At 61.7% G+C, this 16286-nt stretch carries 15 protein-coding genes; 5 read left to right on the forward strand and 10 right to left on the reverse strand.

What is annotated here, in order from left to right:
• Nucleotide 1: 1 nt before the first annotated feature.
• Nucleotides 2-973, reverse strand: a complete 972-nt coding sequence (locus IB267_RS24280; RefSeq protein WP_192449945.1) for an ABC transporter permease — start codon at nucleotides 971-973, stop codon at nucleotides 2-4.
• 58 nt (nucleotides 974-1031) lie between these two features.
• A complete protein-coding gene (locus IB267_RS24285; protein WP_060539346.1) occupies nucleotides 1032-2594 on the reverse strand; it encodes an ABC transporter substrate-binding protein in 1563 nt (520 codons plus the stop codon).
• A gap of 658 nt (nucleotides 2595-3252) precedes the next feature.
• On the opposite strand from IB267_RS24285, the gene IB267_RS24290 reads away from it, so the two are divergent.
• Nucleotides 3253-3828 (forward strand): nucleoside 2-deoxyribosyltransferase, encoded by a 576-nt coding sequence (locus IB267_RS24290; protein ID WP_192449946.1) that lies wholly within the window; start codon nucleotides 3253-3255, stop codon nucleotides 3826-3828.
• 34 nt (nucleotides 3829-3862) lie between these two features.
• Here the strand turns inward: IB267_RS24290 and IB267_RS24295 are convergent, their stop codons facing one another.
• Together IB267_RS24295 and IB267_RS24300 are read right to left on the reverse strand one after the other, a co-directional pair.
• Entirely contained in the window at nucleotides 3863-4555 is a 693-nt protein-coding gene (locus IB267_RS24295) for a pentapeptide repeat-containing protein (protein WP_192450049.1), read from the reverse strand.
• 241 nt (nucleotides 4556-4796) lie between these two features.
• Entirely contained in the window at nucleotides 4797-5873 is a 1077-nt protein-coding gene (locus IB267_RS24300) for a LysR family transcriptional regulator (protein WP_246810801.1), read from the reverse strand.
• Between IB267_RS24300 and IB267_RS24305 the strand changes: the two genes are divergently transcribed.
• The 4 genes from IB267_RS24305 to IB267_RS24320 all read left to right on the forward strand — a co-directional run bounded on the left by IB267_RS24305 (nucleotide 5860) and on the right by IB267_RS24320 (nucleotide 10074).
• The gene (locus tag IB267_RS24305) at nucleotides 5860-6408 is read left to right on the forward strand and encodes a LysE family transporter (protein ID WP_246810802.1); all 549 of its coding nucleotides are present in this window, start codon (nucleotides 5860-5862) and stop codon (nucleotides 6406-6408) included. The genes IB267_RS24300 and IB267_RS24305 overlap by 14 nt on opposite strands.
• 104 nt (nucleotides 6409-6512) lie before the next feature.
• The gene (locus IB267_RS24310; protein ID WP_192449948.1) at nucleotides 6513-7910 is read left to right on the forward strand and encodes a PLP-dependent aminotransferase family protein; all 1398 of its coding nucleotides are present in this window, start codon (nucleotides 6513-6515) and stop codon (nucleotides 7908-7910) included.
• A gap of 174 nt (nucleotides 7911-8084) precedes the next feature.
• Complete coding sequence (locus IB267_RS24315) at nucleotides 8085-8498, forward strand: DUF983 domain-containing protein (RefSeq protein ID WP_192449949.1); 414 nt, start codon at nucleotides 8085-8087, stop codon at nucleotides 8496-8498.
• A 505-nt stretch (nucleotides 8499-9003) separates the two neighbouring features.
• On the forward strand, nucleotides 9004-10074 hold the full coding sequence (locus IB267_RS24320; RefSeq protein ID WP_192449950.1) for a porin: 1071 nt from the start codon (nucleotides 9004-9006) through the stop codon (nucleotides 10072-10074).
• Nucleotides 10075-10411: 337 nt separating this feature from the next.
• Here the strand turns inward: IB267_RS24320 and IB267_RS24325 are convergent, their stop codons facing one another.
• Genes IB267_RS24325 through IB267_RS24350 form a run of 6 tightly spaced genes read right to left on the reverse strand, consistent with a single transcriptional unit; the run spans nucleotide 10412 to nucleotide 16223 of the window.
• Nucleotides 10412-11014, reverse strand: a complete 603-nt coding sequence (locus IB267_RS24325; protein WP_192449951.1) for an alkylhydroperoxidase domain protein — start codon at nucleotides 11012-11014, stop codon at nucleotides 10412-10414.
• Nucleotides 11015-11034: 20 nt separating this feature from the next.
• On the reverse strand, nucleotides 11035-11652 hold the full coding sequence (locus tag IB267_RS24330) for a CMD domain protein (RefSeq protein ID WP_192449952.1): 618 nt from the start codon (nucleotides 11650-11652) through the stop codon (nucleotides 11035-11037).
• A gap of 38 nt (nucleotides 11653-11690) precedes the next feature.
• Nucleotides 11691-12737 (reverse strand): putative FMN-dependent luciferase-like monooxygenase, encoded by a 1047-nt coding sequence (locus IB267_RS24335; RefSeq protein WP_192449953.1) that lies wholly within the window; start codon nucleotides 12735-12737, stop codon nucleotides 11691-11693.
• Nucleotides 12738-12763: 26 nt separating this feature from the next.
• On the reverse strand, nucleotides 12764-14404 hold the full coding sequence (locus IB267_RS24340) for an ABC transporter ATP-binding protein (protein WP_192449954.1): 1641 nt from the start codon (nucleotides 14402-14404) through the stop codon (nucleotides 12764-12766).
• Nucleotides 14401-15282: an ABC transporter permease gene (locus IB267_RS24345; RefSeq protein WP_192449955.1), complete on the reverse strand. Its 882-nt coding sequence runs from the start codon at nucleotides 15280-15282 to the stop codon at nucleotides 14401-14403. Before IB267_RS24345 ends, IB267_RS24340 begins: the two co-directional genes overlap by 4 nt.
• Nucleotides 15279-16223 carry an ABC transporter permease gene (locus IB267_RS24350; RefSeq protein ID WP_192449956.1) on the reverse strand — a complete coding sequence of 315 codons (945 nt, stop codon included), beginning with the start codon at nucleotides 16221-16223 and terminating at the stop codon, nucleotides 15279-15281. The genes IB267_RS24345 and IB267_RS24350 overlap by 4 nt, the downstream gene beginning before the upstream one ends.
• Nucleotides 16224-16286 lie beyond the last annotated feature (63 nt).

Raw genomic sequence — 16286 nt, forward strand, 5'->3', positions numbered from 1 at the left:
CTCAGCGGGTTGCATCGCGCAACCGCGGATCGATGACCGCATAGGCGATATCGACGAGCGTATTGAGCGTGACGAAGATGAAGGAGACGATGCAGAGATAGCCCGCCATGACCGGCATATCGAGGAAGGTGACCGCCTGGATGAAGAGCATGCCCATGCCCGGCCACTGGAACACGGTTTCGGTGATCAGCGCGAAGGCGATCAGCGAGCCGAAGTTCATCGCCGTCATGGTGACAACCGGCATCAGACAGTTCCTGAGCGCATGTCGGAAATATATCCGCCACCGCGGCACGCCACGGGCGCGTGCGAACTTGATGAAGTCCGAGCGCAGCACTTCCATCATTTCTGCGCGCACCAGACGCATGACCAGAGTGATCTGGTAGAGCGCGAGTGCGAGCGACGGCAGAAGCAGCGACGCGCGGCCCGACGACGTCAACAGGCCGGTGCTCCACCAGCCGAGCTGCACCACATCGCCGCGCCCGAAAGCAGGTACGAGGCCGAACGTCACGGCGAAGACGAGGATCAGAAGGATACCGACGACGAAGCTCGGCAAGGAGACGCCGATGATACTGACGAACTGCAACCCCTCGGAATACCATCGCCCTCGGTGGATAGCGGTCAGGACGCCGAGTGGAAGGCCGATCAGGAGCGACAGGACGGTTGCGACCAGCGCCAGTTCCATCGTTGCCGGGAAGCGCTCGGCAATGAGCTTCATCACGTCCTGGCCGTTGCGGTAGCTGATGCCGAAATCGCCCTGGGCGGCATTGCCGACGAAGCGACCGAACTGGGTGAGGAACGAATCGTTGAGCCCGAGTTTTTCGCGCAGCTCGATACGGTCGGCCTGCGACATCTGCTCGTTGGCCATCAACTCGACCGGATCGCCGGCGAAGCGGAAGATCAGGAAGGCGAGCAGCGCGACGGCGAGCATGACCAGCACGGCATTGGCCAGCCGCTTGATGAGAAAGACAATCATTGGGTTTCTCGCTGAATGAGGAGCCCCGGCAAAGCACGCTCTGCCGGGGCAGGAAAACTCAATCGCCGATACGGGTCAGCCAGTGACGCGGCTTGTTGTCGGCCCGAATGGTCACATCCGTGACGTTCTTCGACATTGCCCAGGCCATCGGCTGCTGGTGCAACGGGATCATGATGACCTCATCCTTGGCGAACTTCAGCGCCTCGGTTTCGATCGCCAGACGCTTGTCGTGATCCATCTCGAGCGCGGCCTTCTTCACCATCGCGTCGAGTTCCGGATAGGACCAGCCACCATAGTTGGCGACGCCGGCCGCGCCTTCACGGGTCGAGAGAACCTGAACCAGGATCGAATAGGCATCGAGCGTCGGCTCGTTGGCCCAGCCGATCATGTAGGCGTCGGACTTGCCGCCGGCGCGCTTCGGCGCTTGCACGGCGCGCGGACCGATGTCGAGGGTTGGCTTCAGGCCGACGCGCGACAGCATAGAGACCAGTGCGCTGCAGACGTCTTCCTCGTTGACGCTTTCGTCGTTCATGCAGACGAGCGTGAACTCCTTGCCGACGGCGCCTGCCTCTTCGAGCAGCTTCTTGGAGAGTTCCGGATCATAGGCGGTCGGCACATCGAGTTCGGCGCTGTAGCCCGGGATTTCCGGAGCAACCATGGTGCCGGCGACATGCGACTTGCCGCGCATCACGCGCTTGAAGATCAGTTGGCGGTCGATGGCATGGTCAATCGCCTGGCGCACCTTGATGTTGTTGAAGAAGTTTTCGCGACCGTCGGCGAAGGTCTCGTGACGGTTGAAGACCATGTGCACGGTGCGCAGGTCAGTGCGCTCGATTACCTTGATGTCCGGCGAGCTCTTCAGGCGCTCAAGATCCTGAACCGGCGCACCATCGGTCAGATCGATTTCGCCCGAAAGCAGCGCTGCAACACGGGTTGCGGCCGAGGTAATCGGCATGAATTCAATGCGGTCGAGATTGTGCTTCGGCGTATCCCACCAGCCGTCGTTCTTGATGAGAACGGTCTTGCTGTCGGGCACGCGCGATTCGACCTTGAACGGGCCGGTGCCGTTGGTGTTGTAGGTGGCGTAGCCTTCGACCTTGGCGCCGACATCGGTTGGCAGCTCGGACTTGTTGTCGACCAGCCAGTCCTTGTCGAACATGAAGATGTTGGTCATGTCGTTGAGGAAGAGCGGGTTCGGCGAATTGACTTCGATGTCGACCGTGTAATCGTCGACCTTGGTGGTCGAGACATAGGCCGGAATGTTGCCGCGCAGCGGCGAGGTCGGATGGCTGACGCGGGCCATGGAGGCGACGACGTCGTCAGCGTTGAACTCGGCGCCGTTTTGGAACTTTACGCCCTTGCGCAGATGGAAGCGCCAGACCTTGTCCTTGACCATCTCCCAGCTCGTGGCGAGCGCCGGCTCGACCTTGAACTCCGGCGTATAGCGCGTCAGGCCTTCGTACACGTGGTTGAGGAAGGCCAGGTTCGAGGTGCTGCCATAGGAATAGGGGTCGAGCGAGAAGATATCCCGCGGGCTACCCCAACGCAGCGTTTCGGCGGAGGCCGAGGATGCGAGAAAGGCAAATGCCAACCCCGCGAGGAGATGCTTTCTCAGTTTCATGTCGTTCCCTCTGTTTTCTCATCAGTCGCCATATGCAGGCGCCCTCACCCACTCGTGAGCAAGTTGCCCTAGATTTGAAGCTGTCGGCGACAATGTCAACTATTTTGTCGACAATTTTGTATGCATGATTGTTTAAAGTCGCATTCGACGGCAAAGACGCCCACTCGTCGACGAACAAAGGCATGGGGAAATTTCAGGGAACGCAGCAACTGTCGGGCGAATCGAAACCGCCGAGCCTCGGCAGGCAAGCCGCGCACGGACACGGTGCAAAATCGTCGCAAGAACCGGATTCGACCGAAAACACTGACGTTTACGCGTGTTTCTGCATGTAAACGTGACGGATACCGAGCCGGCAACAGCACGTGAGCCTTCTCAAACGGCGGTGCGCGCAACGGTGGCAACGGTTGCGATCACCTTCGGAGGAGACTTCTGCTGCAGATTTCAGGTTACCGGCATTTCAGGCTCGCCCGCGTGGCATGCTCAAAGATGCCGGGATCGGCCGAAGCTGATCTGGGCCAACGGCGTCTCCGCCGGCGCAGAACACGCCAGCCGGCCCGCCAGCCTCCCCCGCTCCAAAAATCCGTGGGCAAGCTGACGTCCATGGCTAGGCTCTTGGCTGCAGCTCTCCTAGATTGGCCGCTCGAAAATGTGAGGAGGAATGCGCGTGAAAGTCTATCTCGCTGGCCCGGAAGTGTTTCTGCCCAATGCGGCTGAGATCCAGAAACTGAAGGCGGAACTGGCGCGCGCTGCCGGGTTTACGCCGCTGGTGCCGGGCGATCTCGAGATCCCGCCGGCTCCGACCAAGCATCAGCGCGGCCTTGCAATCTACGCCGTCGACGAAGGCATGATGCTTGCCGCCGACATGATCATCGCCAACCTGACGCCGTTTCGCGGCATCAGCGCCGACGTCGGCACAGTGTTCGAACTCGGCTTCATGTGCGGCCATGGCAAGCATGTCTATGCCTATACGAACACCGCCCGCAGCTACTACGAGCGCATCCTGCATGACCACTACGGCGGAAACGCCGCCCTGCGCCCCGACGGCCGCATGGCCGGTCCGGACGGGATCAGCATCGAAGACTTCGATATGGCCGACAACCTGATGCTCGATGGCGGCGTTCTGCGACGGGAAGGCAGGCTCGTGCAGCGCGAAGTACCCGAGGCTGATCGCCTGACCGACCTACAAGCCTTCAAGGAATGCCTTGCGATTGCCGCCAAGCAGCATCTGGCATAACGGCCGGCCGGAAGCCGATGCTCTGTGACGGGAGTTAGTCGCTGGCGCAGGGCCAGCCCGCCGGCGCATTCATGCCGGTGGGAAGCTTGGTCGAGCTGTCGCCGCAGGTCATGTCGACCTGCTCCTGCTCAAGTCCGGTTGCCTCCGACAGGTCAACGCCCTCGATACGCGTCAGGAACATGAACGCGCCCTGGAAATCGATCGGGCCGGAAAAACTCGTGCTGGTCAGGTCCGCGCGCGAAAGATTGGCGTGCGTAAACCGGGTTCCTGTAAGCTCCGCCTTGTCGAAATTGGCTCGGCCCAGTTCGGCTTTCTCAAAGCTTGCGCCCGTCAAGCGGGCGCCGCTGAAATTGGCCCGCTGCAGCTCGGAGTTCACGAACGATGCCTTCTCGGCGGAGACGCCGGCAAAGTTGCAGCGATAGGCTTCGATCTTGGAGAAGTTCGCGCCATTCGCCGTCGCTCCCGCAATCGAGGATCGAACCAGAGTTGCCTTTTCCAGATTGGCCTCCGTCAGGTTCGCGCCGCGCAGATCCGTCAAGGTGAAGTCGGTGTTTACGAGATTGGCACCCTGAAGGTCGCTGCCGCCGAGCATAAGCGCTTTCTTGTTGCAGTCGGTCCAGTCGGCTCCGGGCGATGCCGAATCCTTGCAACTGGCCGCTTGCGCCATCGACGGCGCCGCGAACGCGACAAGGCCCAAAGCAGCCGCCGGAACGACCAGTCTTTTCATGACGTCGGCCACGATCCTCGATGCCGTTGCGCGAGCCGGGCGCAGCTTACCGCGCTCCTGGCCGAGATTGATTTTGAGGATGTTCATGGCGCCGCTCCAGGACCCGAAGGTCGAATCGATTGCATATCAGGTGCTTCGCGCGCCTTTCCGCCAACTGGCATCGCCGGTCATGCGCACGTCTTCGTTAAACGTATGACGTTGCTCGCCTTTATGCAAATGACAGAAATGAAAACGGTCCGTTTCAGATCGATACGTCCAGCAGCCAGTCGCGCAACGCCGCGCTCGGTCCGCGCTCGCCGATCGGCGCCGACGACAGCAGATGATAAGCCGAACCGTCTTCGAAAAAGCCGCACGGCGCGGCCAGGATGCCATTGTCGATATCGTCGCGAACAAGCTGCCAGGGCCCGATCGAGACGCCCATCCCGGCGATCGCCGCCTGAAGGCTGATGTAGAAATGCTCGAAGACTTGGCCGCGCTGCTCTTGGGCGGCACAGCCGACCATTCTCGCCCAAGTCTCCCACGCTTCTGGTCGCGTTCGCGTATGCAAGGGGACCGCATCCTTCCGCAATTTGGGCGAGGAGCCGGCTTCGGCTGCGTCGAAAAACGCGGTGACCTTGTCCGCGCGGCAAACCGGACCTATTCGCTCCGGAAAAAGCCGCACCACATGAGTGCCCTCCGGCCAGGGGAAATCGTCGCGACGGATCGCCAGATCGATACCTCGTCCCAAGGGTACCGGCCCGCCACCCGCAACAAGATGGACGGACACATCCGGGTGCAGCACCTGGAAATCCGGAAGGCGGGGTATCAGCCAGCGCATCAAAAGTGTCGGCTCGCAGGAGACCACCAGCGCCGGCGTTCGCGACACTTCCCTGATCTCCCGGACAGCATTCTCCACCAGACCGAAGCCTTCGCGCACGGCCGCCGCCAGCTTCCGCCCGGCCTCTGTCAGAAAGACACGCCGACTGCGGCGCTCGAACAGCGCCACGCCGAGATCGTCTTCGATAAGACGGACTGCGCGGCTGATGGCGCCATGCGTCAAATGCAGCACGTCCGCGGCGCGACTGAAGCTCTCAAGTCTGGCCGCCGCCTCGAAACAGCGCAGCGCCGCAAGCGGCGGAAGCCGTGGCGCTTTCATCTGTGAGTAAAAATCACCGAAATCGTCAGAACTCATCGTTAGTCGTTTCTCATCGATCAAACTATTGAAGCAGTAATGAAAGAGACGAACGGGAAAGACAATGACCGAACTGCTAGCTGTAGTGACCATTACAATCTTCGCCGTCATCAGTCCGGGGCCGGATTTCGCGATGGTGACGCGCAACAGCCTGCTCTTGTCGCGGCGGGCCGGCGTCCTGACGGCGCTCGGTATCGCCGCAGGCGTCTGGGTCCATGTCGCCTATACTCTGCTCGGCGTCGGCCTTCTAATCCGTCAGTCTCTGCTTCTCTTCACCCTGCTGAAACTCGTCGGCGCCGCCTATCTGATCTGGCTCGGCATCCGGATGCTGCGCGCGAAACCAGCCGAAGAGGCCGCCATGGCCGCACCTCCTGCGCTCTCCGATCTCGGCGCGCTGCGTATGGGGTTTCTGACCAACGCGCTCAATCCGAAAACGACGATCTTTGTCGTCAGCCTTTTCATGCAGGTCGTCGAGCCGACCACGGCGCTGCCCGTCCAAATGGCTTACGGAGCGTTCATCTCTGCCACACATCTGATCTGGTTTACGATCGTCGCCCTGTTCTTTTCGTCGGGCACAGTACGACGTCGCCTAATCGCGCTTCGCCATTGGATCGATCGCGCCTTCGGTGCCCTGCTTGTCGGCTTCGGCGTATTGCTGACAACGGTGAGCATGTCACGCTAGGTGACGCTTGCTCGCGGCCTGCCGCTTGCCTTATCCGCTACGAGCACTTGCCTGAACCGCGAAACACATGCAATATCCATACAATTCAGCAGGAGGTATTCGCGATGGCGGACGAACGCTTGGGAATTTCGTGGCAACCGGCAATCCGCAAATCGGATGGGCCGCTCTATCTCGCCATCGCCGACGCCATCGCGGCCGATATCGGCGAAGGGCGCTTGTCCGAGGGGATGCGGCTGCCGCCGCAGCGCACGCTGGCCGAGGCGCTCGGGATCGACTTCACCACGGTCAGTCGCGCCTATAACGAGGCCCGACATCGCGGCCTCGTCGAAGGCCGGGTCGGCCAGGGCACCTACGTGAAAACGCGACGTGTGCGTGCCAGCGGCACGCCGACTGGCGGTCTCGTCGACATGAGCATGAACCTGCCGCCATTGTTCGACGATCGAATTCTCGCCGCTTGTCTCTGGGATGACATGGCGGCGCTGCAGGCCGATCACGGTCTTGAACTGCTGATGCGATACCAGCCGCCGGGCGGCGCCCTGCACAATCGCGCGACAGGGGCCGCGTGGCTCAAACCCAGGCTGGGCGCGGTTCCGGCGGAGCGCGTGCTGATTTCCGCCGGCGCGCAAGGGGCTCTGCTTGCGACGCTTGGAAGCCTGACCAAAGCCGGTGACATGATTTGCGCCGAGGCGATTACCTATCCCGGGCTCCGAGCGCTCGCAGCACACCTCGGCATCAGGCTGCGTGGCCTCGCCATGGACAGCGAAGGCCTGTTGCCCGAGGCATTCGAAGAACTCTGCGCGAAGGAAGCGCCGAAAGCGCTCTATTGCAATCCGACGCTTCACAATCCCACGACGACGACACTTTCGCTCGAGCGGCGCCAGGCGATCGTCACTATCGCCGGGCGGCACGACGTAGCGATCATCGAAGACGATGCCTATGGCGCTCTTCCCATTTCCGCACCGCGCCCGCTGGCAGCGCTGGCGCCGGACCTCGTCTACTATGTCGGCGGCCTTGCAAAATGCCTGTCGCCCGCCTTGCGCATCGCCTATCTCGTCGTTCCGGACAGCCGAAGCTCGGTCCGCATCGAGGGCGCGATCCGCGCCACGGTCGGCATGGCGTCCCCTCTTGCGGCCGCAATCGCCACGCGCTGGATCGAGGACGGGAGGGCTGACGCCGTGCTCGCAGCCATTCGCAGCGAGACCGCGGCGCGACAGCGCATCGTCTCGGAGCTTCTTCCCGCCAACGTGGCTCAAACGAACCCGGACGCCTTCCACACCTGGCTGCACTTGCCATCCCCCTGGACACGCGGCGAACTGAGCGCGCGATTGCAGGCGGCCGGGATCAGCGTCGTTGCAAGCGACGCCTTTGCGCTCGGCACGCCACCGGAAGCCGTCCGCCTCGGTCTCGGCGCTGCTGCCAACCACGCGGAGTTGCGGCGCAGCCTTCTCGTCATCACTGACCTTATCGGCCAGCCCCCGGCCGCTTCCAGCTTCGTGGTGTAAACGCCGGTGGCGAAATTGTCGCACATATGTATGCATACAATAAATTGACAATGTATGTTTTTCGGCGCCTAATCTTGGCAAGCCTGAGACGGCCCCAAGAAGTGGCTGGCCGCCTATCCAGGCAATTTCGGCGCAAACCCCAAGCGCCAGCAAGAACGCCTGAAAGGAACATACATGTCTTCCGATAGTGACTGGCCGCCAATCCCACCCATGCAGACCGGCTTGCGCGGTCGCTGCCCCCGCTGTGGGCAAGGGCACCTCTTCAACGGCTTCCTGAAGATGCGCAAGGAATGCGAAGTCTGCGGCCTGGATTACTCCTTCGCCGATCCGGCCGATGGCCCTGCATTCTTCGTCATCTGCTTTGCCTGCGTGCCGAGCGTCTTTCTTGGCGTCTGGCTGGAAGTTCAATACAGCGCGCCGCTCTGGATACACCTGTTGGTGACCGGCCCCTTCATGCTGCTGACCTGCATTCCGCCGCTTCGCCCCCTCAAGGGCTGGCTCGTCTCAAGTCAGTTTTTCTACAAAGCCGAGGAAGGCAAGGTCGTAAGGCGAAACACCGATCCGTCTGCTGCGGCGACGACGCAGTAGATCTACGCAGGCCACTTCCCGGGCACCCGAGAAGCCCAAAAGCCTCCGAACACACCCCTAGAAAATAATTGCGCCGCCAACTGTTGATAGTTGACGGCGCTTTCACCGGAAGCCTCTCTTCTCAAAGGCCGGATCTACGTAAAATAACGAAATCAAGACGTCAATCTGCAAACTGTGAAGTTTTTATGAGAGCATTTTGTCATATGAAGACTTCGTCTTTAATATAATTCGGATTCATTACTATCGTTTGCAAGATAATCTTATTTTAGAAATATATTATAGTTGCCCATATGCAACAGTTTATAGTAATAGCTATTAACAAACGCCCAAAACGCGTTTGTTACATAACTGTCTTGTTTTTTGTGATAGCGGTGTCGCCGCTGCCCGCTGCGAGTCATCGCAGTGGTTCATTTCGTAGCAGCGCGAGCGAGGTAACCGATAAATCTCTGGGGGACACCAGGGCCGGGCCTTGTTGACCTTGATAACCATTAGAGAGATCGATCGAATGACTATCAAAAGCCTTCTTCTCGGCTCCGCTGCTGCTCTCGCAGCAGTTTCCGGCGCCCAGGCCGCCGACGCCATCGTTGCAGCCGAGCCGGAGCCCATGGAATACGTTCGCGTTTGCGACGCTTTCGGCACTGGCTACTTCTACATCCCGGGCACCGAAACCTGCCTCAAGATCGGTGGTTTCGTCCGCTTCCAGACCTCCTTCGGCCGCGACGCCGCTGACGGTCGTTGGAACCAGGAGCGTGACAACAACGGCGACGGCCGTCCGGATGGTCAGTCCACGTCGGACTGGGATTCGTTCTCGCGCGCTTACATCTCGTTCGACGCCAAGAGCGACACCGAGTACGGCACGCTCACCGGCTTCTTCGCTGCTGAATTCAACGCCGACAACGACACCGATGGTGGCGACAGCCTCATCGACGTCGATGAAGCCTACATCCAGCTCGGCGGCCTCAAGGCCGGTTTCTTCTACAGCTGGTGGGATAAGGGCCTGAACGGCGAAACCGACTCGATCGGTAACGTCACCGAATTCAACTCGATCGCCTACCTTTATGACGGCGGTTCGTTCCAGGCCGGTATCGCCGTTGACGAACTCGAAGGCACCTCGACCAAGGCCAACGGCGTTGGTGTTGAAGCCATCGTTTCGGCGACGCTCGGTGGCGTTTCCTTCGACCTGCTCGGCGGTTACGACTCTGAATACGAAGAAGGCGCAATCCGCGCTCTGCTCTCAGCCGACCTCGGTCCGGGTGTCTTCCAGGTCGCTGGTGTTTGGGCTTCGAACCCGAACGCATACTGGAACGCTTCGGAGTGGACCGTTGCTGCGTCGTACGCCTTCAAGGCAACCGACAAGCTGAAGATCACCCCAGGCGTTCAGTACTGGGATAGCCTGCGCACCGGCAACGACTTCAACAACGACCTCTCCAAGTGGCGCGCTGGCGTTACGCTTGACTACGCGATCACCGAAGGTCTGGCGACCCGCGTATCGGTTCAGTACGAAGACACCGACACCGTTGGTGGCGGCTCGAACGACCAGGTTCTCGGCTTCGTCCGTCTGCAGCGTAACTTCTAATCCGATTAAATTCGGACGAAAGAAGCCCGCAACTTCGCAAGAAGTTGCGGGCTTTTTTCCATGGCGAAAGTAAAATCGGCCACCATTTCTTGTTCAAGACTTAGGATAGGCCGGATTACTTCGCCCGGAGCCGGCATGAGCGTTTGCGTGTGAATGCAATCGTTTTGCATTGCCTGCCGCATGCTGCCCCCAAGGTTTCACCGCTAACGCGGAATCTGTTGCGCCCGCGCACAGCTGGGAGACACGTGGGGTGACACGCATGCAAAAGCCCGCAACATCTCTCGACATTGCGGGCTCTCTATGTGTGGTGCCGCCTGCGGCGGATCGCGTGTGCGGCTCAGTTTGCCGGTGTCGGCTCCCCAAGTGAGAGCATCAGCCGGTTTGCCCAGTTGAAGAAGGCAGCGCCGTGGATGACATCGGCGATGTCCAGCTCGTCGAGGCCCACTGCCGAAAGTCGGGAGATGTGCTCCTCCCCGAAGGCAGGCGGGGTCGCTGTCAGTGCCACCGATGCGGCGACGATTGCATTCCAGCGCTCGCCGAGATCGGTTTCGACACCTTCGTCGAGGAGCTTCTGCACATCCTCGCTGCGTTTGGAGTGATGCGAAGCAAAGCGCGAATGGACCGAAGCGCAGAAGATGCAGCCATTGTATCGCGACGCCGCGGTCGCAGCCAGTTCTCGCTCGGCGCGCGGCAGGCCCGAGTGGGTGTTGTAGAAGATGTCCTTGTCGGTTTTCGTGCGCGCCTCAAGCACTTCCGGATCGCGCACCAGCAGACGGAAGTAGGGCGACTTAGCCCGCCCAGCCTCGACCAGGCCTTTGAGGTGAGGCTCCGTCAACTCTTCCTCCGGCAAAGGCTGCAGCCACGGTGTCCAGCCGATCTCGGCCTGCGTGAAGGTAACAGGCGGATTTTCAACGATCGGAATGATGGCGTGTTCGGTCATTCGCATGTCCTCTTGAGTTCTTAAGCCGCAGCGCGCTTCGTGGCGGTCGACAGCAAGCCAAGACCGGTGATGACACGGATCTGAAACGCAACGAAGGAAACCAGCTGCGACAGGGTCACGACACCATTTGTCGTCCAGCCAGCGTCGAGCAAGGCTTGCAACGCCTGCGGGCTGGCATCACGCAAATGGAAGACGAGCAGGTGGGCGTGCTCCAGCGCCGCGGACAGCTTGGGGCCGAGCGCCTCGCGACTTGACTGCGATACTTGGTAGAGCGGGCCGGTTTGGTTCTCTCCATTGAGCGGCCCGTCGGGATAGTTGCCGTATGGCCCTGTTGCCCGTCCTGCCCCGATCTCGGCCTTGATGACCTCGATCAACCAGCGATCGGTGTCGCTATCCTCGAACGGGCTTGTGTAAAATTCGAAAATGTCGGCCTGACGGTGGAGGCCGGCAACGAAACTTGCGATCGCATGCCGATCCGCCGCCGACACGTCGCCGAAATCCGCGGGCTGAAAGAGTGCGAGATAGCTCTTCTGTGCCTGTTCGCGGGTTTCCGGCCGGTGGGCGCGAATGCGGTCGAGCGCCGATCCGGCAGTGATGCCGGCCAGCAGATCGATGATATCCGGTGACGTAGTGGTCATGACGTCGTCTCCTTTGCAAGATGGGAAAGCAATCCGTTTCACCCGACGGCGCCGAAACGCCGGGCATGGAATTTCTCCTGCGGCGACCAGCCGAGCGCGGGTGCGACCTTGGTGGCGATGAGCTCGATCGAGCGCAGGATCAGTGGGTGCGGCGGATCGACGGAATGGACCTGGAACACCAGGTCGGTGACACGCTCCAGCGTCTCGTCAGCGCCAAGGCTGGCGATGACGTCGTCAACAGAGCCGACGTGTACGTCGAAGGCCGCGATCAGATCGGCAAGTGAATTGCCTGGAACCGCGTGGCCGCTGGCGATCAGCCGTTCCGCGCCCCGTCTCAACCCAACCTCGGCAAGCCGCAACGCTTCGGCGCGGCTGTCGGCGACGAACAGGCTGCGAGAACCGAGGATACGCGGCGCGCGGCCGGAAGGAAGCGCATGCAGATAGGCGTCGATGATCGGGTTTTGCAGCTCCGCCAGTGAAGCATGCGGATTGCCCTCCGGCCGCGGCTGGGTGCGCGACAACATCAGGCCGTCGCCGGCACGCCCGGCCCGGTCACCGCCCGCCACGGAAAAGGTTGCCTGCCAGATGCGGTCGAGCAGTTGCGGTGCTGCAGGATAGACGCGATCGCCGCCGGGCAGCCCACGCCCTGCCCAAGCGTCGAGAACGGTTTGCAGATGCCTGCCGTAGATCGCGCCGCGATCGGCGCTTTGCAGGCCAAAGGCCGAGAATGAGGATGGCGTGCCGCCGGTCCCGAACCCGACCTCCAGTCGCCCGCCGGAGAGCAGATCGAAAACGGCGGAGTCCTCGGCCACGCGGATCGGATTTTCAAGCGGCAGGGTGATGACACCGGTCCCGAGACGGATACGCGTCGTCTCGGCTGCAACATGGGCGAGGAAAACCAGTGGCGCCGGAAGGCCGCCTTCGTCCGCGTGGAAATGGTGCTGCGCCACCCAGGCCGTGTCGAAACCGAATCGCTCGGCCGTCACGATCTGCTCCTTTGCGTAGTAGTAGCGAGTGCCTGCCGGTACGTCGTCGAGCAGTCGGGTGAAAAAGCCAAGGCGTTTGCGTGGCGTCGTCTCAATCATGGTCGGTCCTGTCTGTCGTCGGTTGTTCAGGCCGCGACCCGGCGCCTGCGTCCGGGGATGGCATTGATCAGTTCACGGGTGTAATCGCTGCGCGGGTTTTCGAAGACGTCGGAAGCGGTTCCGCCGTCGACCAGTCGCCCGTCCTTCAGAACCGAAACGGTATCGGAGATCTGGCGCACGACGGCGAGGTCGTGGGAAACAAAGAGATAGGTGAGCCCGAGATCGCACTGCAGTTCGTCCAGGAGGTCGAGAATGCGCGCCTGCACACTCACATCGAGTGCGGATACCGCTTCGTCGAGTACGACCAACTGCGGATCGAGCACGAGCGCCCGGGCGATGGCAACGCGCTGCCGCTGGCCACCGGAAAGCGCGTGGGGCCGCCGTGCAAATGCGTCCTCCGGCAGGCCAACACGGCCTAGGATCGCCCTTGCCTTCTCCTCGCGCTCAGAACGCCGAAGTCCCGGATAATTCGTCAGCGGCTCGGTAACGATCTGCAGCACGCTCTGGCGCGGGTCGAGCGAGCCGTAGGGGTTCTGGTAGACAAGCTGGACCTTACGGCGGAACTGCCGAAGGTCTTCTCCGGTCAACCCCGAAACTTCGGTTCCGTCGATCGAGATCCGGCCGGCAGTCGGCCTGTCAAAGCCGACAATGCTGCGGATCGTCGTCGTCTTCCCAGATCCGGACTCCCCAACGATCGCGTGGGTCGTTCCCCGCCGGACGCGGAAGCTCAGCTCGTCGACGGCCCGTAGCGGGGAACCGCCGTCCTTGCGGACGAACTCGCGGACAAGCCCCTCGACGACGACGATATCGTCCGGAGCCTCCGCAACGGGTGGTCGAACGGTTGCCAACCTCGGGGGCGAGGTAAAGGACGGCGCGTCTGAGAGCAGTTGCTTCGTATAGGGGCTGCGCGGTGCGGCAAGTATCGCACCCGTTGCGCCCTGCTCCTGGATCCAGCCGCCCTGCAAGACGACGATCCGATCGGCGCGGTCGGCGGCAACACCGAGATCGTGGGTCACCAGAAGCACGGCCGTGCCATATTCCGTTCGCAACTCGTCGATCAGATCGAGAATGTGCTTCTGGACAGTGACGTCGAGCGCGCTCGTCGGTTCGTCGGCAATGATCAACTGTGGCTTCAACGCAATCGCAATCGCAATTAGCACCCTTTGGCGCATGCCGCCGGACAGTTCATGCGGATATTGCCGCGCTCGAAGCGCCGGCTCGCTCAACCCGACCCGGGCAAGAAGGGAGATGACGCGGGCCTCGATCTCGTCGGAACGCAGCGCCCTGTGGATGCGAAAGATCTCGCCGAGTTGCGAGCCGATCGTCTTGACCGGGTTGAGCGAACTTCCCGGATCCTGCGGCACAAGGCTGATCCTCGCGCCGCGCACCGTGTCCAGTTGTCGATCCGTCCAGCGGGCAATATCGGTTCCGTTCAGCTTGATGCTACCTTGCTCCATCCGGCCATTCGCAGCGAGCAGACCGATGATCGACTGGGACGTCGTCGTCTTGCCGGAACCGGATTCACCGACAAGCGCCACAACCTCACCTGGATTGATGCGAAACGAAACGTCGTGAACGGCGCGGCGTTCGCCGCTACCGTCAGCATAGGCGATGCAGAGGCCCTCGACCTCGAGAACGGGCGGAAACGATCCAGGTATGACGGTCATGCTGCGGCCCTTCCGAAGGATTGGCTGACGCGATTGGCAGCCAGCACGACGAGGACGACCACGATGCCGGGTGCGGTGGTCAGCCACCAGGCAGTCGAGATGTAATTGCGCCCCTCAGCGATCAGCAGCCCCCATTCCGGGGTCGGCGGCGGCGCGCCGTAGCCGAGAAATCCGAGCGTCGAAATCTGCAGAACGGCCGATCCGAATTGCAGCGCGGCAAAGGCGACGACCGAGGTCAGGGAATTCGGCAGAATATGGCGCCACAGAACCGAGGCGAAGGTTCCGCCACTGCCGAAGGCGGCCTCGACATAATCGCTTCGACGCACGCGCACGACTTCCGCCCGCGCCAATCGGGCGAAACCTGCGACCGAGGTAACGCCGACCGCGATTGCCGCATTCACGGTTCCAAAGCCGAGCAGGATGATGATGCTGAGCGAAAGCAGCAGCGGAGGGATCGACAACAGCACGTCGACGGCGCGCATGATCGCATCGTCGAAGCGACGCCGCACCGAGCCGGCGACGACGCCGAAACCGGTGCCAACAGCAAGGCCCAGCCCGACGGCGACAAAAGCACCGGTCAGCGAATGAACGGCCCCGTAGACGATGCGCGCATAGAGATCGCGCCCGAGCGCATCGGTTCCGAGCAGATGGTCAGCGCTCGGTCGCTGCAACTGCGCGCCACCGACGCCTTCAACTGGGTTGTAACCTGTGAAGAGCGCAGGGGCGACCGCCCAGAGGAAGACGGTGCCAAGGATAAGCCAGGAAAAGGCCAACCCTAGGGGTACGCGGCGCAGCCGCGATGCCGCGCCATTGCGCCGTTCACTCTTTGCCCTTGGCGCCGCAACGGCGTCATCGTGAAGCGTATCGAAGGTCGTCATGCAACGGCTCCCGTTTTGGTCCTGAGGCGTGGGTCGAGCACCGGATAGAGCAGGTCCACAGCGAGATTGATGATCACGAAGGCCAGTGCCGACAGCACGACGATCGCCTGAAGCACGGCGGCGTCCTGGCTGCCGACGGCGCGTTCGGTGAGCCCGCCAATGCCGTTCAGCCCGAAGACGGTCTCCGTCACCACGGCCCCGGCGATCAGTTCGCCGAAGAGGACACCGGCGATCGTCAGCGTCGGCAGCAGGGCGTTCTTTGCGACGTGCCGCCAGAGAACCCAAAGGTGGGTCGCACCCTTTGCCCGCGCCACAGCGACGAAGGGGCGCGTTATCACCTCATCGATGTTGCGCACGAGCACCTGCGCCAGCGGCGCGGAAATCGGCACGGCAAGTGTCGCGACCGGAAGGATCAGTTCCTGCCAGGGACCAGGATTGATGACCGGCACGAGCTTCAGGCGGAAGGAGAAGATCTGGATGAGCATAATGCCGAGCCAGAAGGTGGGGACCGAAATGAAAAGCGAGGGAACCGATTGCAAAGCGCCACGCAGCCAGCCGAACGGCGCGAGACTGGAGAGGAAAGCGATAATGATCGCCAGGACCGCGGCTAGTCCGAAGCCGAGCCCCGCGAGCTTTAGCGTTGCCGGCAGATGCGCGGCGAGCAGGCTTGAAACCGGAACGCCGGCCTGAACAGAGTAGCCGAAGTTGCCGGCCAGGAAGTTGCCGATGGTCCGCGCGTACTGCACCGGCACGGAGCTGTCGGCGGCATAGGAAGCGCGGATTTCGGCGACCTGTTCGGCGTTCAGGCCGAGATCGGGGTTCTGGAACTTGATGAGGATCGCGTCGCCGGGCATTGCCTGCAGCAGCACGAACGAGATCGTGAATGCGGCCCAAAGCACAAATAGGGCCTGAGCGACACGGTTGAACAAATAGGCGGACATGATCCCTTCCTCGCAGGCGGATTTCAGAGACGGCGGCCACCCACTTTGGGTGACCGTCGAACC

It is taken from the genome of Ensifer sp. ENS09 (assembly GCF_014852425.1).
GTDB lineage: Bacteria > Pseudomonadota > Alphaproteobacteria > Rhizobiales > Rhizobiaceae > Ensifer.

Coding starts and splice junctions, on each gene's coding strand:
- IB267_RS24290 (WP_192449946.1), top strand. CDS start 3,253: ATGCGCGTGAAAGTCTATCTCGCTGGCCCGGAAGTGTTTCTGCCCAAT.
- IB267_RS24330 (WP_192449952.1), bottom strand. CDS start 11,652: ATGACCACTACGTCACCGGATATCATCGATCTGCTGGCCGGCATCACT.
- IB267_RS24285 (WP_060539346.1), bottom strand. CDS start 2,594: ATGAAACTGAGAAAGCATCTCCTCGCGGGGTTGGCATTTGCCTTTCTC.
- IB267_RS24315 (WP_192449949.1), top strand. CDS start 8,085: ATGTCTTCCGATAGTGACTGGCCGCCAATCCCACCCATGCAGACCGGC.
- IB267_RS24345 (WP_192449955.1), bottom strand. CDS start 15,282: ATGACGACCTTCGATACGCTTCACGATGACGCCGTTGCGGCGCCAAGG.
- IB267_RS24325 (WP_192449951.1), bottom strand. CDS start 11,014: ATGACCGAACACGCCATCATTCCGATCGTTGAAAATCCGCCTGTTACC.
- IB267_RS24320 (WP_192449950.1), top strand. CDS start 9,004: ATGACTATCAAAAGCCTTCTTCTCGGCTCCGCTGCTGCTCTCGCAGCA.
- IB267_RS24335 (WP_192449953.1), bottom strand. CDS start 12,737: ATGATTGAGACGACGCCACGCAAACGCCTTGGCTTTTTCACCCGACTG.
- IB267_RS24350 (WP_192449956.1), bottom strand. CDS start 16,223: ATGTCCGCCTATTTGTTCAACCGTGTCGCTCAGGCCCTATTTGTGCTT.
- IB267_RS24305 (WP_246810802.1), top strand. CDS start 5,860: ATGGTGACGCGCAACAGCCTGCTCTTGTCGCGGCGGGCCGGCGTCCTG.
- IB267_RS24280 (WP_192449945.1), bottom strand. CDS start 973: ATGATTGTCTTTCTCATCAAGCGGCTGGCCAATGCCGTGCTGGTCATG.
- IB267_RS24310 (WP_192449948.1), top strand. CDS start 6,513: ATGGCGGACGAACGCTTGGGAATTTCGTGGCAACCGGCAATCCGCAAA.
- IB267_RS24295 (WP_192450049.1), bottom strand. CDS start 4,555: ATGAAAAGACTGGTCGTTCCGGCGGCTGCTTTGGGCCTTGTCGCGTTC.
- IB267_RS24340 (WP_192449954.1), bottom strand. CDS start 14,404: ATGACCGTCATACCTGGATCGTTTCCGCCCGTTCTCGAGGTCGAGGGC.